Source organism: Rhodoferax sp. GW821-FHT09E07 (genome assembly GCF_059416145.1).
This window is the reverse complement of record NZ_JBWKOP010000005.1, coordinates 395,187-420,829: the sequence shown is the minus strand read 5'-3', so window position 1 is coordinate 420,829 and position 25,643 is coordinate 395,187. Positions and strand designations below refer to the sequence as shown.

The 25,643-nt window shown below is 64.0% G+C and carries 20 protein-coding genes; 7 read left to right on the top strand and 13 right to left on the bottom strand.

The annotated features are described in order from the left end of the window. Position 1: 1 nt before the first annotated feature. The 5 genes from iolD to AC07OE_RS12515 form a co-directional block, all read right to left on the bottom strand. Entirely contained in the window at positions 2–1,873 is a 1,872-nt protein-coding gene (gene iolD, locus AC07OE_RS12535; RefSeq protein ID WP_495070891.1) for a 3D-(3,5/4)-trihydroxycyclohexane-1,2-dione acylhydrolase (decyclizing), read from the bottom strand. Positions 1,874–1,894: 21 nt separating this feature from the next. Beyond that, on the bottom strand, positions 1,895–3,847 hold the full coding sequence (locus AC07OE_RS12530) for a bifunctional 5-dehydro-2-deoxygluconokinase/5-dehydro-2-deoxyphosphogluconate aldolase (protein WP_495070890.1): 1,953 nt from the start codon (positions 3,845–3,847) through the stop codon (positions 1,895–1,897). 7 nt (positions 3,848–3,854) lie between these two features. After that, positions 3,855–4,640 (bottom strand): ATP-binding cassette domain-containing protein, encoded by a 786-nt coding sequence (locus AC07OE_RS12525; RefSeq protein WP_495070889.1) that lies wholly within the window; start codon positions 4,638–4,640, stop codon positions 3,855–3,857. 18 nt (positions 4,641–4,658) lie between these two features. Continuing rightward, on the bottom strand, positions 4,659–5,801 hold the full coding sequence (locus tag AC07OE_RS12520) for an ABC transporter permease (RefSeq protein ID WP_495070888.1): 1,143 nt from the start codon (positions 5,799–5,801) through the stop codon (positions 4,659–4,661). 87 nt (positions 5,802–5,888) lie between these two features. Then, the gene (locus AC07OE_RS12515; RefSeq protein WP_495070887.1) at positions 5,889–6,926 is read right to left on the bottom strand and encodes a sugar ABC transporter substrate-binding protein; all 1,038 of its coding nucleotides are present in this window, start codon (positions 6,924–6,926) and stop codon (positions 5,889–5,891) included. 208 nt (positions 6,927–7,134) lie between these two features. On the opposite strand from AC07OE_RS12515, the gene AC07OE_RS12510 reads away from it, so the two are divergent. Genes AC07OE_RS12510 through AC07OE_RS12500 form a run of 3 tightly spaced genes read left to right on the top strand, consistent with a single transcriptional unit; the run spans position 7,135 to position 10,117 of the window. Then, positions 7,135–8,010: a MurR/RpiR family transcriptional regulator gene (locus AC07OE_RS12510; RefSeq protein WP_495070886.1), complete on the top strand. Its 876-nt coding sequence runs from the start codon at positions 7,135–7,137 to the stop codon at positions 8,008–8,010. A gap of 38 nt (positions 8,011–8,048) precedes the next feature. Then, positions 8,049–9,044 (top strand): inositol 2-dehydrogenase, encoded by a 996-nt coding sequence (gene iolG, locus AC07OE_RS12505; protein WP_495070885.1) that lies wholly within the window; start codon positions 8,049–8,051, stop codon positions 9,042–9,044. Between the two features lie 8 nt (positions 9,045–9,052). Further along, entirely contained in the window at positions 9,053–10,117 is a 1,065-nt protein-coding gene (locus AC07OE_RS12500) for a Gfo/Idh/MocA family oxidoreductase (protein ID WP_495070884.1), read from the top strand. Here the strand turns inward: AC07OE_RS12500 and AC07OE_RS12495 are convergent. Both AC07OE_RS12495 and AC07OE_RS12490 read right to left on the bottom strand, forming a co-directional pair. After that, entirely contained in the window at positions 10,104–11,528 is a 1,425-nt protein-coding gene (locus AC07OE_RS12495) for an SH3 domain-containing protein (RefSeq protein WP_495070883.1), read from the bottom strand. The genes AC07OE_RS12500 and AC07OE_RS12495 overlap by 14 nt on opposite strands. Before the next feature lies 1 nt (position 11,529). Further along, positions 11,530–12,813 carry a prohibitin family protein gene (locus tag AC07OE_RS12490; RefSeq protein ID WP_495070882.1) on the bottom strand — a complete coding sequence of 428 codons (1,284 nt, stop codon included), beginning with the start codon at positions 12,811–12,813 and terminating at the stop codon, positions 11,530–11,532. A gap of 149 nt (positions 12,814–12,962) precedes the next feature. Here AC07OE_RS12490 and AC07OE_RS12485 point away from each other — a divergent pair, with 149 nt between their 5' ends. The 3 genes from AC07OE_RS12485 to AC07OE_RS12475 are packed head-to-tail and all read left to right on the top strand — an operon-like array spanning position 12,963 to position 16,287. Continuing rightward, positions 12,963–13,694, top strand: a complete 732-nt coding sequence (locus tag AC07OE_RS12485) for a response regulator (protein WP_495070881.1) — start codon at positions 12,963–12,965, stop codon at positions 13,692–13,694. Beyond that, positions 13,691–15,781 carry a sensor histidine kinase gene (locus tag AC07OE_RS12480; protein WP_495070880.1) on the top strand — a complete coding sequence of 697 codons (2,091 nt, stop codon included), beginning with the start codon at positions 13,691–13,693 and terminating at the stop codon, positions 15,779–15,781. The genes AC07OE_RS12485 and AC07OE_RS12480 overlap by 4 nt, the downstream gene beginning before the upstream one ends. Further along, positions 15,778–16,287, top strand: coding sequence for a GNAT family N-acetyltransferase (locus tag AC07OE_RS12475; RefSeq protein ID WP_495070879.1), 510 nt, complete (start codon positions 15,778–15,780; stop codon positions 16,285–16,287). The genes AC07OE_RS12480 and AC07OE_RS12475 overlap by 4 nt, the downstream gene beginning before the upstream one ends. A gap of 4 nt (positions 16,288–16,291) precedes the next feature. Here the strand turns inward: AC07OE_RS12475 and AC07OE_RS12470 are convergent, their stop codons facing one another. The 6 genes from AC07OE_RS12470 to AC07OE_RS12445 are packed head-to-tail and all read right to left on the bottom strand — an operon-like array spanning position 16,292 to position 24,968. Continuing rightward, positions 16,292–16,693 carry an OsmC family protein gene (locus AC07OE_RS12470; protein ID WP_495070878.1) on the bottom strand — a complete coding sequence of 134 codons (402 nt, stop codon included), beginning with the start codon at positions 16,691–16,693 and terminating at the stop codon, positions 16,292–16,294. Between the two features lie 11 nt (positions 16,694–16,704). Then, entirely contained in the window at positions 16,705–17,541 is an 837-nt protein-coding gene (locus tag AC07OE_RS12465; RefSeq protein WP_495070877.1) for a CHASE2 domain-containing protein, read from the bottom strand. 12 nt (positions 17,542–17,553) lie between these two features. After that, entirely contained in the window at positions 17,554–20,274 is a 2,721-nt protein-coding gene (locus AC07OE_RS12460; protein WP_495070876.1) for a polysaccharide deacetylase family protein, read from the bottom strand. A 12-nt stretch (positions 20,275–20,286) separates the two neighbouring features. Beyond that, positions 20,287–20,799, bottom strand: coding sequence for a hypothetical protein (locus AC07OE_RS12455; RefSeq protein WP_495070875.1), 513 nt, complete (start codon positions 20,797–20,799; stop codon positions 20,287–20,289). Positions 20,800–20,848: 49 nt separating this feature from the next. Continuing rightward, positions 20,849–24,022 carry an error-prone DNA polymerase gene (locus AC07OE_RS12450; RefSeq protein ID WP_495070874.1) on the bottom strand — a complete coding sequence of 1,058 codons (3,174 nt, stop codon included), beginning with the start codon at positions 24,020–24,022 and terminating at the stop codon, positions 20,849–20,851. Between the two features lie 52 nt (positions 24,023–24,074). Then, positions 24,075–24,968 (bottom strand): hypothetical protein, encoded by an 894-nt coding sequence (locus tag AC07OE_RS12445; protein WP_495070873.1) that lies wholly within the window; start codon positions 24,966–24,968, stop codon positions 24,075–24,077. Positions 24,969–25,068: 100 nt separating this feature from the next. Between AC07OE_RS12445 and AC07OE_RS12440 the strand changes: the two genes are divergently transcribed. Then, a complete protein-coding gene (locus tag AC07OE_RS12440; protein ID WP_495070872.1) occupies positions 25,069–25,638 on the top strand; it encodes a YlcI/YnfO family protein in 570 nt (189 codons plus the stop codon). Positions 25,639–25,643: the final 5 nt, after the last annotated feature.

Sequence of the window (25,643 nt, the reverse complement as noted above, 5' to 3'; positions counted from 1 at the left end):
ATCAAACACGTTGTTCTTGCTTGCCAGCCACATAGCGGGCGTGGGCGTCCAGCACCTCGCTGCGCGCAGACACTTCGGGAATCGCCACCTCCCACCAGCAGCCACCCTCGGTGGTGCGAGTGTGGGTGGTGTCAATCACCAGCACCTGGCTGCGTTTGGCGGCGCGGGCTTGGACCATGGCGGCCTTGAGCTCGGCCACATTGGCCACATGCACGGACTCTGCGCCCATGCTGCGGGCGTGCATCGCGAAATCGATGCTGCTGGCCTCGCCGCCCTCGCCAATGCAATCGTCCAGCAGGTTGTTGAAGGCGGGACTGCCGGACGCGGTTTGCAGGCGCTGGATGCAGCCATAGCCCCGGTTGTCCAGCACCACCACGATGATCTTTTTGCCCAGCATGACCGAGGTGGCCAGCTCGGAGTTCATCATCATGTAGGAGCCATCACCTACCATCACGATGACTTCCTGTTCGGGTCGGGCCATCTTCACGCCCAGGCCGCCTGCAATCTCGTAGCCCATGCAGGAGTAGCCGTATTCCATGTGGTAGTTGCCAGGTTTGCTGGCGCGCCAGAGCTTGTGCAGCTCGGCCGGCAGGGTGCCGGCGGCGCAGATGGCCACGTCGTGCACACCACTGTCACCACCCGCATCGTTGAGCGAGTCGCGCACAGCGCCAATCACTTCGGCGTCGTAGGGCAACACGCCGGGCTGGGGGGCTGCTGTGGTGAGCTCGGTGACCCGTGCGTTCCACAGCGCTGCTTGTTGTTGGGCGCGTGCAGTCCAGGCGCTGTCTGCCGCCCATGTGCCGAGAGCGGCGCTCAGGGCTTGCAGGCCCACCAAGGCGTCGGCCACCAAGGCGGTACCGCTCCACTTGCTGGCGTCAAAGCTTTGGACGTTGAGGCTCAGCAACCTGGCGTTGGCAAACAGGGCGTGCGAGCCGGTGGTGAAGTCTTGCAGGCGTGTGCCCACGGCAAACACCACATCGGCCTCGCGGGCCAACACGTTGGCGTTGGGCGCACCGTCCACGCCGATGGCGCCGAGATTCAAGGGGTGGTCCCACGCCAGGCTGCTCTTGCCGCCATGCGACTCGACCACAGGCACGCCATGCGCGTCAGCAAAGGCACGCAGCGCCTCGCCCGCGTGGCTGTACAGCACACCGCCACCGGCCACGATCAAAGGGTGCTTGGCCGCCTTCAGGAGCGTGACGGCCTTTTGCAGCTCGCGCGCATCGGGCGGCGGGCGGCGGAACTGAATCAGCTCGGGGTGCAGGAAGCTTGTCGGGCAATCAAACGCATGGGTCTGAATGTCCTGAGGCAGCGCCAGGCACACCGGGCCGCACGCGGCAGGGTCCGTCATGATCTGGATGGCGCGGGGCAGTGCGGTGAGGATTTGCTCCGGGCGCGTGATGCGGTCAAAGAAACGCGTGACGGGGCGGAAGCAATCGTTGGCGCTCAAGTCGCCCTGCTGAAAGCTCTCGACCTGCTGCAGCACCGGATCCGGCGCGCGGGAGGCAAAGGTGTCGCCGGGCAGCAGCAGCACAGGCAGGCGGTTGACCTGCGCTACCGCTGCGGCGGTGACCAGGTTGGTGGCGCCGGGGCCGATGCTGGTGCTCACCGCCATGATGCGCTGGCGCATCTGCGCCTTGCTGTAGGCGATGGCCGCGTGCGCCATGCCCTGCTCGTTGTGGGCACGGTAGGTGGGCAGGGCTTGGCGCTCGGCCCAGAGGGCTTCGCCAAAGCCGGCCACATTGCCGTGGCCAAAGATGGTGAATACCCCGCTGCAATAGGGCTGGATGCTGCCGTCAAACATTTCCACACGCAGGGCTGCCAGGTGTTTCACCAGTGCCTGCGAGAGCGTGAGTCGTTGGGTTGTAGTCATGGTTGGGGTTCTACCGAAATTTCAGGCTGCAGCACGCACATGGGCGTGGCGATTGCGCCAGGCATCCACCAGGATGGTGAAGTTACGCGCTACCTCGCCCACAAAGGTCTGGTCGTCAATGTCGCCGGCCAGCCAGCGCAACGAGGCATCGGCCCATAGGCTGCGGCCCACCATGAAGCCTTTGACAACCGGGTTGGTGGCATCGCAGAAGCTGTCCACCAAATGGGCGATGGGCTGGTTCAGGCCCAGAATGACGGCACCGCGGCAATAGGGGTCGCGTTCGGCCAGCAGGGCCTCCAGGGTAGCCCAACCCTTGGGCTGCATGGGGGCCAACTTCCACCATTCAGGCTTCACACCCAGGTTGTAAAACCGCTTGACGGCACGTAGCACCGCGTCGTCCTCCGAGCCGGTCACTGTCAAGGCCTTGGGCAGAATGATTTCGAGCAACAACTCGTTGCCGCTGGCGCGGGTGGCTTCCCACAACTCCAACACTTTCTGCTCCTGCTCCAGGCGCAGGACATAGTGGTCGTCCGGGTGGTAGTGCACCAGGCACTTCACCACTTGCTCGGAGGGCCAGTGGATGAGTGCGCTGCCCACGGAGCGGGTACCGTCAAAACGCAAGGGGCGCGACCCCGGAAGCTCCACCGGGCGGCCGACCCACCAGCCGCGGCCGGTGGCACTGGCCAAGGCATCCGCGCCATAGCTGCCACCATCTACCAGCACGCCGGTAGCTCCTTGCAGCCGTGATTGCGCCTCCACTTGCGCAGCCGCTTGCACCAGCAACTTCTTGAGTGCCGGAATGCGCGCTTCAGACGCACCAGCCTCCACGCACAGGTCGTAGAACTGGCTGCGGTGGTCGAACGCCATCACACACAGCTCATTCCAGACGGGACGGGCAGCACTCACGCGGTGCAGGTGGGCGAGTTGCGCGTCGGCGTCCACCTTGGGATTGCGGCTGCCACCAAACCAGTGGGCCAGCTCCGCCGGAGTGGGCATGGCGTCGGAACACGCGTGGCGCGACACCACGATGGCACCACAGGCGTTGGCGGTCTGGGTGGCCTCTGCCCAGTCCTTGCCTTGCAGCAGGCTGGCCATCAGGCCCGACAAAAATGCATCGCCCGCGCCCAGCACGTTCAGCACCTCTACGCGTTCGCCCTGGAAGGTGGGTGCGTCGTCAATGGCTGCAGGAATCGCACCTTCAATCACCGTGCAGCCGGCCGCGCCGCGCTTGACCACCAGCACGGCGTGACTCAACCCACGCACCGCGCGCAGGCTGGCCATCAGGTCGTTGGGCACGCCGCCGGCAATGAAGAACTCTTCTTCGGTGCCGACCAGCAGGTCGAACTGCGGCAACATCTCTTGCAGCTGCTGTGTCACGGCCGCATCGGGCACATAGCGGTTCTCGCCTGCGCCGCGGCTGGTCAGACCCCAGAGTACCGGGCGGTAGTCGATATCCAGCACGCGCACCACGCCGTGCTTGCGGGCGAACTCCAGGGCACGTGTGGACGCCGCACGGGTACCCGGGGTGGAGAGGTGGGTGCCGGTGATGGCCAGAGCGCGGCAGCGGGTGATGAAGGTCTCGTCGATCAGCGACGCATCGATGGCCATGTCGGCGCAGTTTTCTCGCACGAACAGCAGGGGGAAAGTGTCGCGGTCCTTGATGCCCAGCAGCACCAGGGCCGTAAGGCGCTGGGGGTCCACCTGCACCTGGCTGATGTCACAGCCATTGGCCTGCAGGGTCTCGGTCAGAAAGCGCCCCATCTGCTCATTGCCCACCCGCGAGACCATGGCGCTGCGCAGGCCCAGCCGTGCCACGCCAAATGCCAGGTTGGCAGAACTTCCGCCCAGGTACATGGCCATGCTGCGGGCGTCTTCCAACGCGCTGCCAAACTGCTCCGCATACAAATCGACCGCAAGGCGGCCCAGACAGGCCAAATCAATGTCGCGCCCTTGTGGAAATTTCAAGTGTGTCATGGTGTCTTTAGATCGTTACGCCTTCAAGGTCGGCCATGAGTTTTTGCATTTCCTCACCACCGGCCATCATGTCCAGCACTTCGTCTTTGCTCACATCTTTTTTCAGGTAGGTGCCCAATGACTTGCCGCGGTTCAACAGTGTGAAGCTGTCCGCAATCGGGTAGGCATGGTTCACATTGTGGGTAATGAAAATAACCGAGATGCCGCGGGCCCGCGCCGTGGCAATGAGCTTGAGCACATTGGCCGACTGCTTGACGCCCAGCGCTGCCGTCGGCTCATCCAGAATCAGCACCTTCGCGCCAAAGTGGATGGCACGCGCAATAGCCAGGCATTGCTTTTCACCACCGGACATGGTGCCGACCATCTGGTTGGCATCGCGGATGCGGATGCCCATGTCGCGCAACTTGTCGCCCGCCGTCTGGGCGGCCAGGGTGTGGTCCATGACGGGAAGAAAACCGAACAGCTGTTTGATGGGCTCACGGCCCATGAAAAAGTTGCGGGCCACGCTCATCAGGGGCACCAGTGCCAGGTCCTGGTACACGGTACCGATGCCCGCATCCAAGGCCTCACGCGGAGACGCAAAACGCACCGGCTTGCCTTCCAGGAGGTATTCGCCCTTGTCGGGCGTGTGCACGCCGGCCAGGGTCTTGATCAGTGTGGACTTGCCGGCACCGTTGTCGCCCAGCAGGCAGTGCACTTCGCCGCGGCGCAGGCGCAATGTCACACCACCCAGCGCGATGACGGGGCCAAAAAATTTGCTGATGTCTTCCAGCTGAAGAATGTAGTCGCTCATGGTGAATTCGGTAGGGGGTTAGCGGCGGCCGCCTGCGAAGCGGGAACGGATGTAGTTGTTGAACAGCACCGCAATCAGCAGCATCAGACCGAGAAAGACGCGGTACCAGTTGTTGTCGATACTGGTGTAGCCGATGCCGATCTGCACCATGCCGAAGATCAGTGCACCAAACGCCGCACCAATCACCGAGCCGTAACCACCGGTAAGCAGGCACCCCCCAATCACTGCAGCAATGATGGCTTCAAATTCCTTCTGCAAGCCGCGGTCCGCCGCTGCAGAACCCGCATCGGCCACCTGCAGCACGGCAAACACGGTGGAGCAAAAAGCCATGGCGATGAACAGGCTGATCTTGACCTTGGCCACCGGGATGCCCACGTTCTTGGCAGCGTTCGCATCACCACCTACGGCCTGGATCCAGTTGCCCACGCGGGTACGCGCCAGCACAAAGGCACCTGCAGCCGTGAGTGCCAGCCACCAGACCACGGCTTTGGGAATGCCGGTTGCCAGCGCCGTACCGTCGTCTCGGGCTGCAATCACGCCCATGTGGGCCAGGCCATCAAATACACCGGTCAGGGTGTAGCCGTTGAACAAAAAGGAAATCACAGGGTCCTGGGTGAACATGTCTCGCAACACCAGATCGCCGTTGCCACTCAAAATCGTCTTCCCCGTGAAGATGACCGATACGGCAAGCGACAGGCCGCGCAGGATGAAGAAGAAAGCCAGCGTCACGATGAACGAGGGCAAGCCGGTGCGCACGACCAGCCACCCGTTGAGCCATCCCAGACTCATCGCCACCACAAACGCAAACACCACAGACAGCCAAATGGGCCAGCCCCAGTACAACGCGGGGATGGCCAGCAGCATGCCTGCAAAGCCGATCATGGAGCCCACTGACAAGTCAAACTCACCGGCAATCATGAGCAGGGCCGCGCCCACGGCCAGCACGCCCAGATACGCGGCCACCGTGCTCCAGTTGATGATCCCTTCGGGATTGAACATGCCGGAGCCGCCGGCACTGAACGCAAACATGGCAAAAACCAGCAAAGTGCCAGCCAGCGCGCCGAATTCCGGGCGTGCCATGAGCTTGCGCAACAGGCTGACCTCACGAACCCGGTCGTCGACGGGGGCTTTGGAGGCAAGAGGGGGGGCGATGGGGGTCATAAGAATCACACTGGAGTACAGGGAAAAACGGGAGTCCGGCAACCGGCAGGGAGCGCATGCTCCCCGCCTGTTGCCATTTGCAAGTGCTTAGCGGTACTGGCCTGCGTACTTCTCGACCTTGCCGATGTTGTCCTTGGTGACAAAGCCCGGGCCGGAACCAATGTGGCGAGGACCGTAAGCCGGTGCCAGACCGTATTCGGTGAAGCGCGCCGTGGTCTTGGCATTGCCTTTCACCGCGGCAGACACTGCGGCCAGGTCTGTGCTCTTCATGGACTTCATGGTAGCCAGCACGGCAACCGGGATATAGCCCTGCAGGTACGGCTGCTGGTCGATACCGAACTTGATGGAGCCGTCCTTGATGCCCTTGGAAATTTCGTCTGACAGGTCAAAGGTGGCCATCCACATCTTTCCCTTGAGACCAGCTTTTTCCAAGGCCTTGAGCGTGGGGTGTGCCGAGGTGGGGCCCAGGGTCAGCACGGCACCGGTGGTCGGGTTCTGGCGCAGATAAGCAGACACCTTGGCTTCAATGCCGGTAGGGTCATCACCCGAGTCGATGGTGCTCTTCTTAAAGTCCGCACCGATGGCCTCGGCAAAACCGCGGCAACGTTCAAACGATGCAGGGTTGGTAGCGTAGTGGTTCACACACAGGAAGGACTTCACACCATCGGCCTTGGCGCGCATGCCGGCGCCCTTGCCGGCTTCGTACTCAGGCTGGCCCACATGCATCACGGCGCCGAGCTTTTCGCTCTGCTCAATGGTGCCGGAATTGATGGTGATAACAGGAATCTTTTTGTCGACCAGCTTTTTGATGGAGCTTTGCAGCACGTTGTAGTCGGCAATCGTCACCACTACCCCGTCGTAGCCCTGGGCTGCGGCCTGTTCAATCAGGCGGGCCATGTCGGCCAGGTCGCCGTTGGGCGGGTTGCGGTAGTCCACCTGCACGCCATAGTCTTCGCCGGCGTGCTTGACGGAGTTCTTGATGGTGTTCCACCAGGAATCAGAGTCGGGCGCGTGGCTGATCAGCGCGATCTTGGACTGCGCAGCGGCCATGCCGCTCACAGCCAACAGGGCGCTCAGCAGCACGGTTTTTGCGAATGTCTTGCGGGACAACTTCAGGTTCTTCATACGGTCTCCAATTTTTTAATGTCAGTCGGGGAAGGTGAAAACTTCACTGCAAAGCAGCGGACGCAGGGCTTGCCGGCATCTGCAAAGAAGTTTATCTATTCCGACTCAAAATAGAAATATATTTCTAATAGGTGAAAACCCTAGAACAAATTTTCGTTCTATAACGCACCTCTGACGGATAATTTGTTCTAGAAACTACCCGTACGGCATGAGCACATCCCCCCCACCCCACGCCCCCGAAAGCGAAGAAGCCCTGATTGCCGCCATGGCCCGCGAGTACCCCTGCCTGAGCCGGCAACTCAAGCAAATTGGCACCTATGTGGAGCAGCACCGCGGCCAGTTGGGCATCCAGTCCATCCAGCAGGTGGCCGAGCTCTGCGAAGTTCAGCCCTCCGCCGTGGTGCGGTTTGCCAAGCATTTCGGCTTCAGCGGATTCACCGAAATGCAGAAGCTGTTTCGCGACGGACTGGCCAAGCAGATTTCCCCCAGCCGGGACTACCAGTCGCGCATCCGGGGCGCCATCGAGTCCGGCGCCAAGGATCTGAGCAGTTCCGACATCGTGCATGCCGTCATTGGTGGCGGCATCGCCGGCATGGAAGAGCTGCAACGCAGCCTGCAGGAGCCCGCGTTTGAAGCGGCGGTGGATTTGCTGTTCCGAGCCGACACAGTGTGGCTCATGGCTTCGCGCCGCTCGTTTGCCATTTCCACCTACCTGACCTATGCGCTGCAGCACACCGAAAAGCGCGTGCAGCAGATCACCGCCATGGGCAATATGCAGGACGGCCAGTTGCGCGGTCTGCGCCCCGGCGATGTGATGGTGGCGATTTCGTTCGCCCCCTACGCGCCGGAGACCGAGCACATCGTGTCCGAAGCCCATGCGCGCGGTGCACGCGTCATCTGCATCACCGACAGCAGCCTGAGCCCGATGGCGCGCTATGCCCACACCTCGATTCTGGTGAACGAAACCAGCGTCTTCGGCTTTCGCGCACTGACCAACACCATGGCCGTGGTGCAAAGCCTGTTCATGGCCCTGGCCTACCGGCTGGAGCTGCAGTACCAACCCACCCGTCCCCGCCAGTCTTGAGACTGGACTCCATTTCCCATCCCTGAACTGACATCCTCATGAAAAAAGTAGCCCTCTTTGGTGCCGGCCGCATTGGCCGCATCCACGCCGCCAACCTCGCCGCCATGCCCGGCATTGAACTCACCGCGGTGAGCGACCCCATGGCCACCAACGCTGCCGCCTTGGCACAAGAACACGGCGCCCGTGTGGACAGCGTGGAAGCCATCTTTGCCGACACGTCGATTGACGCCGTCGTCATTGGCAGCCCCACCACCACGCACAGCGACCTGATCACGCGCGCTGCCCAGGCGGGCAAGCACATCTTTTGCGAAAAACCGGTGGACCTGTCGGCCGAGCGCGCCCGCGCCTGTGCAGCCGTAGTGGCCCAGGCCGGCGTGGCCTGCATGATCGGCTTCCAGCGCCGTTTCGACCCCACCTTCAACGAGGCCAAGACGCGCCTGGACCGTGGCGACATCGGCAACCCCGAGATGCTGGTCATCACCAGCCGCGACCCCGGCGCGCCACCCGTCGAATACATCCAGCAGTCCGGCGGCATCTTCCGCGACATGCTGATCCACGACTTTGACGTGTTCCGCTGGATTCTGTGTGGCGACGGCGACAAGGCTGCGTGGCTCAGCGCCACCGGCTCTTGCCTCACCGACCCCGCCATTGGCAAGGCCGGCGACTTTGACTGCACCGCCGTCACCATCAAAACCGTCAAAGGCCGCCTGTGCCAGATCAACACCACACGCCGCGCCGCCTACGGCTACGACCAGCGCTTTGAAGTCATCGGCTCCACCGGCATGCTGCAATGTGGCAACCACAAGCCCAGCGAGGTGACCCAAGCCACGGCCCAAGGCACCTCGCAGGACAACCCCGAAGCCTTCTTCCTGCAGCGCTATGCCGCGGCCTACCGCCTGGAGATAGAGCACTTCTTCACGCAGTTGCAAAACGGCGGCAGCTTCCGCACCACGGTGCAGGACGGTGTGGATGCGCAAATCCTGGCCGATGCCGCCGCCCAAAGCGCTGCCAGCAACCAGATCATCACCTTCTGAGACACCGCATGACCACCTCTTTACGAATCGGCATCGTCGGTCTGGGCCGCCTGGGCCAACGCCATGCACAAGCCCTGGCCTTCAGCACCCGCAACTGCACCCTCACCGCCGCCTGCAGCCCGGTCGAATCCGAGCGTGTCTATGCCACGGAACAACTCGGCATCGCCCAGGTCTATTCCCGGTATGAAGACCTGCTGGCCGACCCCAACATCGATGCCGTGGTGCTGGTCACGCCCACCTCCCTGCACGCCGACCAGGCCATTGCAGCCTTGCAGGCCGGCAAGCACGTGTTCGTGGAAAAGCCCCTGGCCCTGAATGTGCCCGACTGCGAACGCGTGCTGGCGGAAGCCGCCAAGCACCCGGAGCTGGTGGCCATGGTCGGCTTTGTGCGCCGCTTTGACCCCAGCTACCGTGCGGCCCAGGCCAGCATCGAAGCGGGTGAGATCGGCCGCCCCTTCCTCGTGCGCTCGCAGACCTGCGACCAGAACGACCCCGACGGCTTCTTTGTGCGCTTTGCGCCCACCTCGGGTGGCATCTTCATGGACTGCAGCGTGCATGACATTGACCTGGCGCGCTGGATGCTGGGCCGCCCCAAGGCCCTGCGCGCCTACGCCACCGGCACCATCGCCCTGCACCCCGGCCTGGCCGAGTTTGGCGATGTGGACAACGGTCTGGCCATTGTGGACTTTGAGGGCGGCTCCAAGGCCGTGTTCTACGCCTCGCGCACCATGGCCCACGGCCACGAGACCACCACGGAAGTCATTGGCACTGTCGGCAAGCTGCTGGTGGGCGAACATGCGGCCCGCGACCGCGTGGTACGCAGCGATGCCCACGGCGTGCGCCACGCGGTGCTCAAGGACTTTTACGAGCGCTTTGAGACGGCCTTTGCCGCCGAGATGGGCGACTTTGTGGCGGCCTGCCGCGGTGAGCGTGCCCTCACGCTCACGCTGGACGACGCCATGGAAGCCACGCGCATTGGCCTGGCCATCTCCCGCTCCCTAGCCAGCGGCATGCCGGAGCTGATTGCAAATGTCCACACAGACAGTGGCAAGGGGAAGATCAACGCAAGCTAACCGTACTGCCTTTCCAGACTGGGTCCTGCCAGCGATAGAAGACGCTCAAGCTTCCGGGCTTGTCGGCCTGCTTCTCCACCTCCAGCGTGGCAATGCGCAGCACCTCAAAGCTGCTTTTGTAGCGCCCGTCTATCCTGGCCTCGCGTGCGGCCAGCATCTGGGTGCTGCCGGGTACCCAGCCGGCAAATTCCACATAACCCAGGCCCGGGTTGTCGAGCGCGGGCGGGGCCACGTCGGCAGTCCAGCCGCCAGGGCCTTGCTGGAAAACCCACATTTCGCGCCAGGTGTCCTGCTGCTGCACGGCAACCGCCAACGCCGTGCCCTGCCGGTTCGTGGTGATGGAGGCGGGCCACACCACGCCATAGGTGCAGCACGTCAGCAGCGGATTTTTCAGGTCGTGTTTCGCATCCACCAGGTTCATGCAGGTCTGCCCCGGCTGGCCTGTGCTCAGGCGCAATGACAACTTGGTGATGGCCTGGTCCACAGGCGCAGGTTCGGCGGCCCAGCGGGATGCGCCCACGCGCACGGCGGCGTCGCTGTAGGCAAAGGCGTCGTAGTCGCCCAGTTCATTTTTGTTGATGCTGGCAAGCTCCTGCACCGCGCGGCTGGCCGCGGCTTGCACCGCAGCGGGCGCTGTGTCGGTACGGCGTGCGCGCTGGTAGGCCAGGCTGGCCCAGACACCGGCCTTGCGCAGGTGCAGGCGGTTCTTCGTCACCTCGGGCAGGTCACGCATCTCCACACGCTCCAGCACCTCGGCGCGCCAGTTGTCCAAAGCAAAGCGCTCCACCGGCGTCAGACTGGGCGCCACGCAGTCGTGGCGTGTCAGCGCCAGGGCAGCGGTGGCCTTTTGCACGTTGGTGGACGGCAGGGCCAGCACGCGGCGGAAGGCGTCACCGTTGTAGCAGAGTTGCACCTGGCCATCACGCTCAAAGCTGGTCATCTCCACGCCATAGCCAGCAGCCACCTCCAGGTGCGCCGCCAGCGTGTCGCCAGCGGCCTTGCCCTGGCGGGCCGAGGCGCGGCGGGCCAGCCGCTCCGACATGGCACCCAGCGCGTCAAATGCCTCGCCGTTGATGGCTTCTGGCGGCGCGGCACGCAGGTAGGCCGCGGCATAGCCAATGCCCAGGGCTTCGGACCCCGGTGTGTCGCGCAGGAAACGTACGACGGACAGCAACTCCGGTGCGGCCTCGGGCTGGAGCGACTGGCTGCGCACCTGCACGACGCGCACATAGCCGGCGCGTTCGCGGCGGTGGTCGTATACCTGAAGGTAGTCGCCCTTCTGGCCGCGAATCTCCAGGCTGTCGCCCTGCGACAGCGACACCTGCTGGGGCGCCGATTCACGTGGGGCGGAGCGCAGGGCCGACTGATCCTGGGTGACGATGGCCATCACCAACAATGCAGTGCTCAACATGTTACTGGGCTCCTTCGCCGGTAGCTTGTGCAGCGTCATCTGCATTGCGCACAGGCTGGAGGGATGCCTGCTTATCACTGCCCAACAAACCTGAGCCAATAAAACCACCACTCACCGAGGGCGGCGCGATAATCACGGTGATCTTGTCGGACAGCTTGTCGGCCATGGTCTTCTGGATGAGCAACGGGTTTTTGGAGATCAGCGCGCCATCGCGCGCCAGTTGCTCGCTGGTGATCTTGCCGATGCGGTCCTGGCGATACGCTTCCGCATCCGCCAGGTTCTTGCGGGAATCGGCTTCACCCGACGCTTCGATGCGGCGGGCCTGGGCCGTGCCCTCGGCGGTCTTGATGCGCGAGACCTTGTCGGCCTCCGCCTCCAGCGCACGTTGTTCAATCTGCTTTTGCTTGAAGGGCAGCACGTGCTTCATGGCCTCGGCCTGGGCCTTGGCCGCAATGATCTGCTCTTCGCCCGCGGCCTGGGCCGAGGTCTCGCGGCGCACCTTGTCGGCCTGGGCTTCCAGCTCCGTCTGCTTGACCTGCTTTTCCTTCAGCTCCAGCGTGTAGCGCATCTTCTCAGTGGCCAACTCTTCGGCCAGCAGGTTTTCCATGCCCGCCTTGTAGTCGCGGGGCAAGTCCACCTTGCCCATGGTCACGGCGGTGATCTTGATGCCGTCCTGGGCCAGACGGGGTTTGAGTTCGGCCTCGATCAGTTGCTGGATTTCGGGGCGCTTGCTGGAGAAAATTTCGCGCACGGTGTAGCGTGCCAGCGTTTTGTAGAGCACGCCCTGCACCACGGGCTGGACGATTTCGCCGTTGATGTCATCAGGCAGGTCCCGCGCCATGGTGGCAATTTTCGAGGGATCCAGCGCGTAGCGCACCGAGATGTCCACGCCAATGGACAGGCCCTCCACCGATTGGAAAGGCGCAGTGCCGCTGGCACTGGTGTTGTCAGTGGGGCGGTACACCTGGTCGCGCAGCGAGAAGCGGCGCAGCGTGTGCAAGCCAGGAATGATGAACACGGCACCGTCACGCACCTCGGTGGAGGAACCCGTGAGCTGGTTCAGGCGCATGCCCACTTCGCCGCGGCCAATGCTTTGCATGGGTGGGTGGGCGTACAGCGCGTAGCCACCTGCGGCCAGCAAGCCCAGTGCAATCAGGGTGCCGCGCCCGGGCAGGCAGGCCACGGTTTTGCGGCCCACCGACCCCACGCCTGCCGCCACGCCCGCGGAAACTTTGCGCAGTGCGCCGCGGAAACCGTTGACGAGATGCTGGACACGATCCGACATGAAGAACTCCTTGGTTGTTGAGGCCTCTATCGTGTTTCCGGGGGGCAGAACCAATCAATGCCGCCGCAGGGCGGGATTGCACACGGGGTGTGAATAAACGCTCACAGGCCACACATGCGGTGGCAGCGCAGACAGGAGATACTTGCCGCATGAAGGACGCTCCCCCACCCAAGGTTGCGGTCATCGAAGATGACCTCCCCACCAGCCAGCAGCTCACCGAATGGATACGCGCGGCGCGCCCCGGCATCCAGGTGGACACCTGGTTCACCCGTGACGAGGCGGAAGCCGCCATTGCCCGTGAGGCCTATGACATGGTGGTGCTGGACATTGAACTGGGGCGGGAGCGCAGCGCAGGCATTGCCATCATCAACGCCATCAACAAGGGACGCCAGGGTACGCCGGTGCTGGTGGTATCTGCCATGCCGGCGGCCATTTACCGCAGCATCATGAAGGCGCTGGATGCGTGGGACTACCTGCAGAAAACCACCTTTGCCGAGAGCGATTTCGTCGACACTTTTCTGGAAATCCTGCGTGCCACCCGCGACCGCGGCGTGCCGGAGGCGCCGGCACCGGCGGGCGACGAGCTGTCCATTGACCCGCTGCGCCAGCGCAGCGCGCTGTGGCGCGGCAAGCGCATCAACCTGCCGCTGACGGCGCAGCGCATTCTGGCCGCGCTCTACCAGCAGCGTGGCCAGGTGGTGTCTTACGACGCGCTGTTTGACGTGGTGAAAAGCGGGCGCAACCGCGACAACATCCGCAAGCACATCAGCACCATCCGCGAAGCCTTCCGCGAGTTGGACGAAAGCTTTGACCGCATCGAAAACATTCCCATGCGCGGCTTTCGCTGGTCAGATGTAGCGCTGCCGAGCAAGGCGGCATGAACACGGCTGCGCGCGCGGCGTGGGTCTGGCTGGCGTCGTTCCGCCTGCGCCTGCTGTTCAGGGCCGCCTTCCTATTCCTGGCGCTGGCCACACTGGTCATGGCGGTCTATGTGCTGCAGGAGGAAAAACAGCGCAGCTACGACCACTACCAGCAAAGCTTTGCCAAGACCCAGCAGCAGATTGCGGCCCAGCTGCGCCACCCCACGGGCCAGCTGGCCCTGCTCAACCCCACCGACGGGCTGGCCCCGGTGACGCCGCTGCACCCTGTGCTGCTGCCCTTCTCGGCCATTGACTTCGACGACCAAACCAAGGTGCGCAATGCGGTGGAGATGACAGGCTGCCTGGTGCAGTACCCGCATTACGGCAGCCTGTGTGTGGCCATTGGCAACAACCCCTGGGCGGGTGGATTCATCTATGCCGCCGGCACCTTCGCCAGCCCGGCCCTGGTGGCACATTCCATCGGCGACAAGTACCTGGACACGGCACACCGCCTGCGGGTGGAGGTGAGGCTGCGCGGACAGACCTACCGCTGGATTGCCCCGTTCGAGCATCTGCCCGTCACCAGTGACCCCAAGCGCGAGGGCACGCGCGGGCGCTTCACCGGCTATGTGGACATTGGCAGCCGTGACTACACCGGCGCGCGCACCGTGCGCGACTTCCGCGGCTGGGTGTGGCAAGGCGGCAAATGCCTGGGCGGTGAAGCAACCGACGACGACTGCGAGAAAAAATCCTTTTTCTCATTGCGCCTGCCGGTGGACGTGCTGCGCGACGCCCTGTTCCAGAAAACCGAGCCCGTCTGGCCGCCCGCCGACCTGGCGCAGATGCAGGTGCGTGTGGAGGTGCTGGCACCTGGTGACGACACGGTGGTCTTCGACAGCAATGCCGAGGGCGCCGTGCCGCCGTTTGCGCTGGGCGACCTGCGCACGCAGCTGCTGCCGGGCGAGACCCTGCGCATCCGAAAGAGCGGTACACACCTGGCAGGCGACCTGGTACGCCTGAGCGGTGCGGAGTCGTCCGCCGCAGAGTCGTCCCCTTTGCTGACCCGCCTGATACGCCGCCTGCCGGTGGACAGCTATGACGCGCCCCTGGCGCTGCAGGAAGAGGTGGCGACGCCCCTGGGCAACTACACCATTGCCCTGCAGGGCGACGCGCGCAGCGTGAACAAAAGCCTGAGCGCCGTGGCCACGCGCCTGTCGTGGTTTGTGGTGGCCATGCTGCTGGCCATCGGCCTGGCCTGGCTGGTGATTGAGATGGGCATCATCCGGCGCATTGCACGGCTGACACGCCGCTCACGCGAGTTGTCCAAAACCGTGAAGACCACGGTTGGCCTGGAACACTTTGACCTGGCAGACCTGCGCGGCAACGACGAATTGGGTATTTTGGCCAATGGCCTGAACGACCTGCTGCGCAGGGTGAAGGAAGATGCCGAGCGCGAAAAAATCCGCGCCGAGCAGGAGAAAGACATGTGGCACGCCGTGGGCCACGAGATCATGTCGCCGCTGCAGTCGCTCATGGCGCTGCACCGGGACGATGCCGACCCCAGCCTGCGCTACATCCACCGCATGCAGCAGGCCGTGCGCATTCTGTACGGCAGCGCCAGCCCCAGCGAGGCGTTTCAAAGCAGCACGCTGGCGGTGCAGACGGTAGATGTGAACGCGTTTCTGGCCACCGTGGCCGCCAACTCCGCCAGCGTGGGCATTGCGCAGGTGGAGTACGCCAGCGAGCCCGACGCCGTGTGGGTGCGTGCCGAGGAGTATGCGCTGGAAGACGTGGTGACCCACGTGCTGCACAACGCCAACCGCCACCGGGTACCTGGCACCCCCATCCGGCTGCTGCTGCAGGCCACCGAAACCGAGGCCACCGTCACCATCCACAACACCGGCCCGCACATAGCGCCCGAGCTGCTGGAGACGATTTTTGAATACGGCGTGTCAGACCAACCCGAGTCCGCAGCCCATGGCAACCGCGGCCAGGGCCTGTTCGTGGCCAAAACCTATATGGCAAAGATGGGCGGCACCATCGCTGCGCGCAATGAGGGTGACGGGGTGACGCTGGTGCTGAGTCTGCAGCGAGCGGGGCCCCTATGACGCAGCACCAGCTGCCAACAGGCACGTCACTCCATATCGCCACCGGCCATGACGCAGAAGCGATTGCCGAGGTGCACGTTCACACGTGGCAGCATGCCTATGCCGGCATTCTTCCTGCTGATTTTCTTGCTGGTCTCTCCATACCCCAGCGCGCAGCCATGTGGAAGGAGTCGATCGCCGGGGGACATTCTCAGGTGCTCATTGCCGAAGTCGCAGGGCAGCTCGTTGGCTTTTCAGCATTGCAGGATGGGGAGCTGCTGGCTCTGTACGTTTCGCCGCACTACTGGTCACAGGGAGTCGGGCGTGCACTCTGGCTCTCGTCACGCCAGCATGCCATCGCACACGGGGCAACCCGCGTCAGCCTTTGGGTTCTTGCACAAAATCCACGGGCCATCGCCTTCTATAGGGCTGCGGGATTTGACGCCGTGAAAAACTCTTCCAGGACGTCCGAACTGGGCGGTATTGCCGTGGAAGAGCTGCGCTACGTCCACCCACTTACCGACTGAGGTCTCACGCCAGCTCAGACTGAATGTGGATCTCACCACTGAGCAATTTGTGGATCGGGCAGCTGTTGGCGATCTCCAGCAGGCGCTGGCGTTCCGCATCGGTCACGTCGCCTTCGATGAAGAGGCGGCGCTGCATTTGGTAGCGCACCACACCCTGCGCATTCTTGTCTTCCACATGGTCGATGGTTACGCGCAAATCGGTCACTGGCATTTGTTTGCGGCGGATGTAGAGCTCTAGTGTCAGGGTGGTACAGGCGGCCAGCGCAGAGTCCAGCAGATCGTGCGGGCCTGGCGCTCGGTCCTCCGACCCCAAGGCCTTGTCCACATCCGCATTCCAGACGTGGCGGCCATTGCTCAGTGTGGTGAGTGCGCCATTCGCGCGGTGCAACTTGGCTTCAATCGTCATAGGGTGTCCTCTCAGGGTGAATGTTCGGCAGCGGCTGCACGGTAGAAGCTCTTGAGCATGACGACGAACAGCCGGTGCGCACCCATGGTACCCACCGGACTAGCCATTTGCGGAATACCGGGGCCGTCATAGCCAATGACCACTACGCGGTTCTTCAGCGCAGACACCGGCAGGCTCCCATCCAGCAGGTCGCTGACGTCGAAGGTGGTGAGCGCACTGCCCACCTCCAGCGTGAGCGAGACCTGGTTCGACGCATTCAGAGGTAGCGCTTGGTGGCCCAAGGAAATGTCTTGTGCCGAACGGATGCTGGCCTTGCGGCCCGCGGCCAGTTCTGCAGCACAGACGAGCAAGGACTTCACAGTCTTACCCTGGTAGGTTTCGACCACCGGCACGGGCAACGCGTTGAAGTCCACGAAACATACATCGTGGGCTGGCGCGGCAAATTCCGGCAGTGGAATCCACCCGCTGCGACCGGACACGGCCGTTGGCAGAGCGGCACCTGCCTGGGTGAATCGTGCATCCAGCGGATTGGGCGTCTTTTCAGCATCGTCCATCCGCGCCTGCAGCACCACGGGGAGCCGCGACAGCGCGGCTGCAAGGCGCCGGTCTCCTTCCGGCACTCTGGGCAGATCGAGAAAGAATTTGAGAATGACACCCTTGGCACCCGCGTCCGCGGCCTTCTCGATCGCCTGTGCCACGAGGGCGCGGTCCAGCGGAAAGCGTCCGTGTTTCGCCTCCGTCGCCGCAGTGATGAACACCACGGCGAAGTCCTGTTCAAAGTCTCCACACCAAGCGACCATGGGCAGAGACAAGAGCAACAGAAGCGCCCAGTGCAAACGCGGCTTCATGGTGTCAGCGGCTCAGCTCTTCTCGACCTGCTGCTTGGCGTACCCTGCCCCAGGTCCATTCGGTGCCAGCTCCAGGTAGGTGGAGAAGGCTTTCTTCGCCTTGTCCGCATTGCCTGCCTTGGCATGGGCGTCGCCCAGGTTCAGGTAGGCCACGGCGCGGGACGGATCGATCTTGACGGTGTTCTCGAACCAGCGCGCGGCTTCGGCAAACTTGTCTTGCTTGTAGTACACAAAGCCCAAGTTGTTGGCGGCCAGCGCAAAGTCAGGGCGCAGTTTCAGCGCCTCGGTGAACTGGGCTTCGGCCTGTGCGTACTGCTTTTCCTTGTAGAGCTGCAAACCACGGTCATTGGCGCGCTGCGCGAGTTGGCGGGTAGACGAAGGAACCGCCACAGGGGTGACGATTTTCTGCTCGCCACCCTGCAGGTCTTTCACCACCACCGTGGTCGTGGCCGGTGCGGCAGCAGGCTTGTCGCCGCTGGCCGGCACCGCTGCCGGGCGCGTAGCGTCCAGCTTGCTGTTCAGTGCAATGGCGTCGCCCGACAGCTGGGCCGTCTGGCCGCTCAAGAACTCTCCATCGGCCGGCAGTTCAAACACAAAGTCACCGCCCTCCGAGCCAGGCAGGCTGCCGAATGCCGGTGTCTGGCGCGACACGGCCGCCACGGCCGGGGCCACATAGGCAGCCAGCTCGGTCGCCGTAATCAGACCATCACCATTCAGGTCACCCTTGCCAGCCAGGCCTTGCAGCAGCGTCCAGGTAAAAACCGAGTGTCCGTTGGGCCCACCGTCGGCCACCAGCTGGTCCGCACCGCCGGCGGTCAGCATCTGGCGGCCCATGCGCTTGGCGTTGTCGCGCAGAAAGTTACCCGAACCACCGCCGCGCGTCAGCCCCAGGCCGCTATAGCAAGCGTCCATCACAAACAGCGCGTGCTTGGCGGTCAGGCTCTCCGCAATGTTTTGCAGCTCGGTCATGGGGATGGCATCGGTGGCGATCTGGTTGGGGTCCGAGTCCACGGGAATGATGTAGCCCAGATCACGGCCCGAGCTGAGCTGGCGCGTGGCGCCATGCCCCGCAAAGAACACGAACAGGCGGTCGTTCTTCTTCATGCCGCTGTGGGCCAGCTTGTCATGGAAGGCCGCGAGGATGCCGGTGCGCGTGGCTTCCTTGTTGGTGAGCGACACGATGTGGTCCGTGGGGAAGTTGAACTTCTGGATCAGGGTCTCGCGGATGGCCTGGGCATCGCGCGCGGCGTACTGCAGCTTGGGCCACTTGGCGTAGTCGTCGATGCCGATGACGATGGCCCACGAGTCGCTGTAGCCGGGGCTGACGGCCACCGGTGCCGGTGCCGGCGCAGGTGCCGTGCCCTTGGCCACCACGAAGCCATTGCCGTCCCAGCCAGCAAATTGGTAGCCCTCTGCCACCAGCCGGTCCAGCACGGCGGGCAGGGCCTTGACCGTGCGCTCGTGGATGTCATGGAACAGCACAATGCCGCGCCCTTCCTTGGCCACGGTTTGCAACACGCGGTCGGCAATGGAGCTGGGCACCGGGTCCGCCCAATCGAGCGAGTCGATGTTCCACATGATGGAGCGCAGATGCGCCGTGGCCAGCAAGTCCAGCCCTTCCTCGTTGCGCGCACCGTAGGGAAAACGGAACAGGGCCGAGCGGCGCGCGTCCACCGCGGTGAGCAAGGTGTCGGTTCCCAGAATCTCGGTCTTGAGCGCATCGCCGCTGCGCTTGGACAGCTGGGCGTGCGTCATGCTGTGGTTGGCCAGCGTGTGGCCGGCGTCCAGCAGCTTGCGGTCCACGTCGGCCGATTTGGCGTTGAGCTTGACCTTGCCATCAGCGCCCACGGCGCCCAGGTTGCTGCCCACCTGGAAGAAGATGGCTGGCGCGTTGTACTGCTTGAGGATGGCAGCGATCTCGGCGGTGTAGACGCCGTGCGGGCCGTCGTCAAAGGTGAGCGCGATGGTCTTGGGCGGCAGGCTGTTGCCGAACACCTCACCCTCATCTTCATTCTTGCTTTTGCGGGTCACTTCCTTGGGCGCCGGGTACGGCAGCACCACGCCATAGTCCTTGAGGATTTTTTCGCGGCTGTAGAGCTTCTTCAGGCTGGCCAGGTAGTCTTCCCAGCGTTCACGCTTCAGATCGATGGCGCGCGTATCAAAACGGCCAAACACCAGGCGGATTTCCTTCTCGTAGTTACGCTCGATTTCGGCCATGGCATCCAGGTCTTCGGCCATGCGCTTGTGCAGTTTGATGGCGGGCAGCGACGAATCCCGCGCCACGCTGGCCTGCAGGCTGCGCAGCAGCTCTTTGAAGGCCAGGCGGTCCGCATCAAACAGTCCGGCACCGCTCTCCACATAGTCCAGCACACTGGCTATCGCGTCAAAGCGCTGTGGGCTGCCCGAGTTCGCCCACGCCTCCCAATGGGTTTCCATGTCCACCACGCGCTGGCGGTTCTCATGAAACAGGCCCTGCCCCACCTGGTTGGCCACCGTGCGCTCGGCCGGGCTCAACGTCTTCTCGTCGGCAAACAGCACGATGATCTTGCGGTAGGCCGCCAGCACATCTTGCACGCCCGCCATCACGGCCTGGGTGTCCAGCGGTGTGGCGGTGACTTCGGGCGTTTTGGCGGCCGGCGCCTCCCTCGGCGTGGCCCTCCAAGCCCACCCTGCCGCCAATGCCAACGCCACCAATACCACCGCGGCGCCACCCCAGATACGTGCAGATTTCATCGTGCGATCGCCTCAGCCGAATGACGCCACCGGAGTTGGCAAGGCATCGTCCAGGTACAGCTCGTACTCGTCCCACTCGCCCGGGCCAAAGTTGTCGTCGCATTGCTGGGCGGTTTCCTCAAAGGAGACGAACTCCGTGCAGAACATCAAGGTGCTGAACACCCGGCTGAAGGGGCGGCCTGCCTCGTCCCGCAAATCGCCCTTGGGGTGCATCAGGATCTGGCAGCAATGCACCCAGACATATTGCCCCGCCAGCGCACGCTCCACCTCCAGTGCGCTGAGTGCTTCTGCATGTTCGGCATCGTCGCCGGCAAACCGGCTCAGGCGGTAGGTCCGGCCATGGCAGGGGTGGTGCGGGTCCAGCTCCAGGTCAATGGTTTGCCAGTCGGGGGATATCTGGTCGGCCACTTCGCGAAGTTCCTGCTGGGTGATGTCACCCTCCCAGTACACATCGGTGATGTGGATAGACGTGCCAACGTCGCCAAACCAGAGGCTGGCCTTGTGTTTCATGGTGTCAGGATGCATGCGTGGGCTCCAAAGTACGTGGAGCTGACTGTACCGCCGTTCCCATCGCTCAGTGAAAGTCCCGGCTGGTGGTGATCAGCTCGCCCAGCAGGGGCGTCAGGTCCACCAGGCGCTTGGCGACCACGTGGCGCACCTGGCCGCCGCTCTCATCATCGCGCTGCCAGATGCCATAGACGGCCATCAGCCGCGCGCGGTACACCTCCTGGCGGAACTGCTCGCGCACGCTTTTCCACACGATCACGTTCACGCTGCCGGTCTCGTCTTCCAGCGTCACAAAAATCACACCCTTGGCCGTTTGCGGGCGCTGGCGCATGGTGACGATGCCGCAGGCCCGCACCAGCCGGCCACTGGGGTAGTCACGCATTTGCGCGGCCGTCAGCAGCTTCTTTTTTGATAGCTGCTCGCGCAATAACAGCAAGGGGTGGGAGCGCAAGGTAAGCCCCACCGCCGCATAATCAAAGGTCACTTCTTCGCCCTCGCCAGCGGCGGGCAGTTCCAGCTCGGTTTCTGCGATGGGCACGCCCTGCAGCAGTGCGGGTGCGGGCAACAGGGCCGATGCGTCCCACACCTGCTGGCGGCGGTGGCCGCTGAGCGACTGCAGCGCGTCTGCACTGGCCAGGGCCTTGAGATCGCCCGTGTCGAGCTGGCAGCGCAGGGCCAGGTCTTGGGTGCTGGTGAAGGGGGCCAACTGGCGTTGGTTCATGATGCGCTCGGCAACCGCTTTGGTGAGCCCACTGACCAGGCGCAGGCCCAAACGCACATCATCCGCCTCGATCCTACAGTCCCAGTCGCTGCACATCACATCCACCGCACACACCGTCACACCGTGGCGCTGTGCGTCCTGCACCAGTTGCGCAGGGCCGTAAAAGCCCAGCGGCTGGCTGTTGAGCAGGGCGGCCAGAAAGCAGGCCGGTTCGTGCCACTTGAGGTAGCTGCTGATGTAGACCAGGATGGCAAAGCTGGCCGCGTGGCTTTCGGGAAAGCCGTACTCACCAAAGCCCTCCATCTGCTTGAAGATGGCCTCGGCGAACTCCAGCGGGTACTTGCGCTCCACCATGCCGCCCACCAGCCGGTCATGGTACTGGCTCACATTGCCGTTGCGCTTCCACGCGGCCATGGAGCGGCGCAGCGCATCGGCCTCGCCCGGCGTGAAGCCGGCGGCCAGCACGGCAATCTGCATCACCTGCTCCTGGAAGATCGGTATGCCATGTGTTCGGTGCAAGGCTTCTCTCAGCGCGGGATAAGGAGATTCCGTTTTGACCGGGGCGTTGCGCGCCTTCAGGTAGGGATGCACCATGCCGCCCTGAATCGGCCCCGGCCGCACGATGGCCACCTCCACCACGAGGTCGTAGTAGGTGCGCGGTTTCAAGCGCGGCAGCATGCTCATCTGCGCGCGGCTCTCGATCTGGAACACGCCCACGGTATCGGCCGCGCAAATCATGTCGTAGGTGGCCTTGTCTTCGCGCGGAATGTCTTGCATGCGCATCGGCGCTGCCAAGCCGCGCCGATGCGTCACCAGCTCCAGGCAGCGGCGGATGGCGCTGAGCATGCCCAGGGCCAGCACGTCCACCTTCATCAGGCGTGCGGCCTGCAAATCGTCTTTGTCCCACTGGATGATGGAGCGGTTCTCCATGGCCGCGTTCTCCACCGGCACCAGGCGCGTGAGCGGGCCCTGCGTGAGCACAAAGCCGCCCACGTGCTGGCTCAGGTGGCGCGGGAAGCGCTGCAACCCGATGCTCAGTTCCAGCCACAACTGCAGCCGCCTTTCAGAAGGAAATTCAACGCCCACCCCCGTACTCCCTGCGCCATCAGCTACTCTTTTCATAGCGTCCTGCAGTCGCCCGGCCAGCACTTCGCGGCTGTACATGCCGGGGTGCTCCTTGGCCATGGCAGTGATCAGGTCCTCGGGGATCTCCAGCGCATGGCCCACATCGCGCAGCGCGCTGCGGGGGCGGTAATGGATCACCGTGGCCGCAATGGCGGCGCGCTCGCGGCCGTACTTGGCGTAGATGTACTGGATGACTTCTTCACGCCGCTGGTGCTCAAAGTCCACGTCAATGTCGGGCGGCTCGTTGCGCTCGCGGCTGATGAAACGCTCGAACAACAGCGAGGTTTCTTCCGGGTTGGCCTCGGTGATGTGCAGGCAGTAGCAGACCACCGAATTGGCCGCCGAGCCGCGGCCCTGGCACAGGATGTGGATGCTGCGCGCAAAGCGCACGATGTCGTGCACGGTGAGGAAATACATCTCATAGCGCAGCTCGGCAATAAGCGCCAGTTCGTGCTCCACGCGTGCGCGGATTTCTTCCGGCATGCCGGCCGGGTAGCGCTCCCGCGCGCCCTCCTCCACATAGTGGCGCAGGGTCTGCGCGGCCGTCTGGCCCGGCAGCACCGCCTCCAGCGGGTAGTGGTAGGCCAACTCGTCCAGGCTGAACGTGCAGCGCTGCGCCACGGTCAGCGTGTTCGCCAGCCACTCGGGCGGGAACAGCGTGGCCAGCCGTGCGCGCGAACGCAGGTGGCTTTCGCCATTGGCCTGCAGCGCAAAGCCGCAGGCCGACACGGGCCGGCCCAGGCGCACGGCGGTCAGCACATCGTGCAACGGCTTGCGCGAACGCACATGCATGCGCACGCCGCCCGTGGCCAACACCCGCAGGCCGCTGAGCGCCGCAATCTGCTGCACGCGCAGGCGCTGCGTGGCCTCGCCCGCCACCATCCCCACGCTGGCCGCCAGCCAGCAATGCATGCCAAACAGGCACCTGGCCCGCATGGACATTGCGCAAGCAGCTTCTGTTTTGATAGCAGACGGAAAGGCCAGCAGCACCTCGCAGTCTGCCAGCAGGGCCCAAGGCGACTCGGCCCAGCTGGTGCGGTACTGCCCCTTGGGCGCGGCCATGCGCGCCTGGGTGATGAACTCGCACAGGTTGCCCCAGCCCTGCAACGAGTGCGGCAATGCCACCAGCGTGAAGTGCCCGCCGTCCGCCAGCGCTACCGAAAACTCGGCGCCAGGCAGCAGCTGCAGGCCCAGCTCCTTGGCCCGGACATGCGCGCGCACCACGCCGGCCACCGAGCATTCGTCGGTGATGGCCAGCGCGCGGTAGCCCAACGTGTGGGCGCGCGCCACCAGCTCTTCCGGCTGCGAAGCGCCGCGCTGGAAGCTGAAGTTGCTGAGGCAGTGCAGCTCGGCATAGGCCGGCGCACGGCGGTCAGGGGGTGGGGCGGAGGCCATGAATACTGTTTAAATAAACAGTATATCAACTCCCCCCATGGTTTGCCGGTGTTTAGAGCGCCCTGGGGTGGAAGTAGGGGTCGCCTTGCACCGCGCTCAGCGGTAGCACCAGGGTTTTGACCGGCTCCATGGGCGGCGGGCCGTCACGGGGTTCGTCCTCGTCATCCGGGTCCACCGGCCGCGCGCGCGGCTTGCCGGGCAGCAGCACGGGGGAGACGCAGACGTTGCGGATTTCGTCCACCAGCGCTTTGGGCAATACATCGCGGCTGCCAAAGCGCTGGCCATCCACCTTCAGCACGCCCTCCTTGATCTGCGCCACCAGGTTCAGCGGCGGGCGCGCCTGCTGGGTGTTGAAGCCCATGCGCACCAGGCCCTGGTCCGCGGGCAGTTGGTACTGCGTCACCCGCAACTGCAGCGGCTTGCCTCGTGCGTCCATCTCCACATGGCCGATGTAGAAGTAGCGCGCCGCCGCACGCGCCATGGGCGGGAGCTTGTAGCTCTCGGCCCAGCTGTGGTTGTCATCGCCAAACAGCGGGCGCAGTGTGCGCGGAGGCTCGGCCGTGGTGGATACGCCAAACACTGGCGTGTTGGCCTCGCCCAGCGTGTAGCCATGAAAATCAAACACCACCTCCTGGCCTTCTGCGTGTTTGGAGAACGCGGGGAAGATCGTCTTCTGCGGAAGGCGCACCTCCTGGATCTGCACGCCTGCGTCCTTGCCCGGCAGGGCCTTCCAGCGGCCGGCCACCATCATGTCCAGCGCACCGCCCATGAAGCGAAAGCAGAAGGTGTTGTCGTCCAGCAGCATGAGCTGGCTTTGTGCGTCGGTGGAGCTCTGGGTGTAGCCGCCCATATAGGCGCGCTCGGCCGGGGTGAGCGCATGGGCGCCCCCGTGCAGCACCAGCAGCAGCAGCCCGAACAAGCAGGCACCCGCGGGTCGTTTCATCATAGTTTTCTCCCGGTTAGAGAGGGCTGACTATAGGTGACGCCATACCCATCTTGCCCGCGCAGGAAAGGCGTGCGCGCACGACGCCGTGGAATAATGGGTGATGCATTTGTTCAAGCTTCCGGCCATCCCGGTGTCCCCTGCGCTGCACGCTGAAATCGAGGCGTTGCTGGGCCCGCACGAGTCCCTGGCCGGGTTTGTTCAAAGCGCCATTGAAGAGAGCCTGGCGCGCCGCCGCCAGCAACAGGTCATCGACCACGCGCAGGCCGCGCTGGCCGTGGCCGCCCTGCCCTTGAGCGTGCTGGTGGTGGACGACGATGACTTCAGCCACGCGCTGCTGCGCGAGGTGCTGACCAGCTTGGGCGTGCATGCCGTACACAGCGCCATGGATGGACGCAGTGGCGCCGACGTGCTGGACCAGATGCAGCGTGCGCCCGACTTTGTGATTTGCGACATGCTGATGCCCGAGACCGATGGCATCGACTTCCTGGGCCACCTGGCCAAGCGCCAGTACCAGGGCGGGGTCATTTTGCTCAGCGGGGAGGACAGCCTGATGCTCTCCATTGCCGCCGAGGTGGCCGTGTCAGACGGCCTGAAGGTGCTGGGCTCGTTCTCCAAGCCCCTGCGCCGCCAGGACCTGGCTGACCTCCTGGGCTTGGCCCACGAGGCCTGAAGCCT

Excerpts from the sequence above, each read along its gene's own strand:
- iolD (WP_495070891.1), bottom strand. The coding sequence starts at position 1,873 with ATGACTACAACCCAACGACTCACGCTCTCGCAGGCACTGGTGAAACAC.
- AC07OE_RS12530 (WP_495070890.1), bottom strand. The coding sequence starts at position 3,847 with ATGACACACTTGAAATTTCCACAAGGGCGCGACATTGATTTGGCCTGT.
- AC07OE_RS12525 (WP_495070889.1), bottom strand. The coding sequence starts at position 4,640 with ATGAGCGACTACATTCTTCAGCTGGAAGACATCAGCAAATTTTTTGGC.
- AC07OE_RS12520 (WP_495070888.1), bottom strand. The coding sequence starts at position 5,801 with ATGACCCCCATCGCCCCCCCTCTTGCCTCCAAAGCCCCCGTCGACGAC.
- AC07OE_RS12515 (WP_495070887.1), bottom strand. The coding sequence starts at position 6,926 with ATGAAGAACCTGAAGTTGTCCCGCAAGACATTCGCAAAAACCGTGCTG.
- AC07OE_RS12510 (WP_495070886.1), top strand. The coding sequence starts at position 7,135 with ATGAGCACATCCCCCCCACCCCACGCCCCCGAAAGCGAAGAAGCCCTG.
- iolG (WP_495070885.1), top strand. The coding sequence starts at position 8,049 with ATGAAAAAAGTAGCCCTCTTTGGTGCCGGCCGCATTGGCCGCATCCAC.
- AC07OE_RS12500 (WP_495070884.1), top strand. The coding sequence starts at position 9,053 with ATGACCACCTCTTTACGAATCGGCATCGTCGGTCTGGGCCGCCTGGGC.
- AC07OE_RS12495 (WP_495070883.1), bottom strand. The coding sequence starts at position 11,528 with ATGTTGAGCACTGCATTGTTGGTGATGGCCATCGTCACCCAGGATCAG.
- AC07OE_RS12490 (WP_495070882.1), bottom strand. The coding sequence starts at position 12,813 with ATGTCGGATCGTGTCCAGCATCTCGTCAACGGTTTCCGCGGCGCACTG.
- AC07OE_RS12485 (WP_495070881.1), top strand. The coding sequence starts at position 12,963 with ATGAAGGACGCTCCCCCACCCAAGGTTGCGGTCATCGAAGATGACCTC.
- AC07OE_RS12480 (WP_495070880.1), top strand. The coding sequence starts at position 13,691 with ATGAACACGGCTGCGCGCGCGGCGTGGGTCTGGCTGGCGTCGTTCCGC.
- AC07OE_RS12475 (WP_495070879.1), top strand. The coding sequence starts at position 15,778 with ATGACGCAGCACCAGCTGCCAACAGGCACGTCACTCCATATCGCCACC.
- AC07OE_RS12470 (WP_495070878.1), bottom strand. The coding sequence starts at position 16,693 with ATGACGATTGAAGCCAAGTTGCACCGCGCGAATGGCGCACTCACCACA.
- AC07OE_RS12465 (WP_495070877.1), bottom strand. The coding sequence starts at position 17,541 with ATGAAGCCGCGTTTGCACTGGGCGCTTCTGTTGCTCTTGTCTCTGCCC.
- AC07OE_RS12460 (WP_495070876.1), bottom strand. The coding sequence starts at position 20,274 with ATGAAATCTGCACGTATCTGGGGTGGCGCCGCGGTGGTATTGGTGGCG.
- AC07OE_RS12455 (WP_495070875.1), bottom strand. The coding sequence starts at position 20,799 with ATGCATCCTGACACCATGAAACACAAGGCCAGCCTCTGGTTTGGCGAC.
- AC07OE_RS12450 (WP_495070874.1), bottom strand. The coding sequence starts at position 24,022 with ATGGCCTCCGCCCCACCCCCTGACCGCCGTGCGCCGGCCTATGCCGAG.
- AC07OE_RS12445 (WP_495070873.1), bottom strand. The coding sequence starts at position 24,968 with ATGATGAAACGACCCGCGGGTGCCTGCTTGTTCGGGCTGCTGCTGCTG.
- AC07OE_RS12440 (WP_495070872.1), top strand. The coding sequence starts at position 25,069 with ATGCATTTGTTCAAGCTTCCGGCCATCCCGGTGTCCCCTGCGCTGCAC.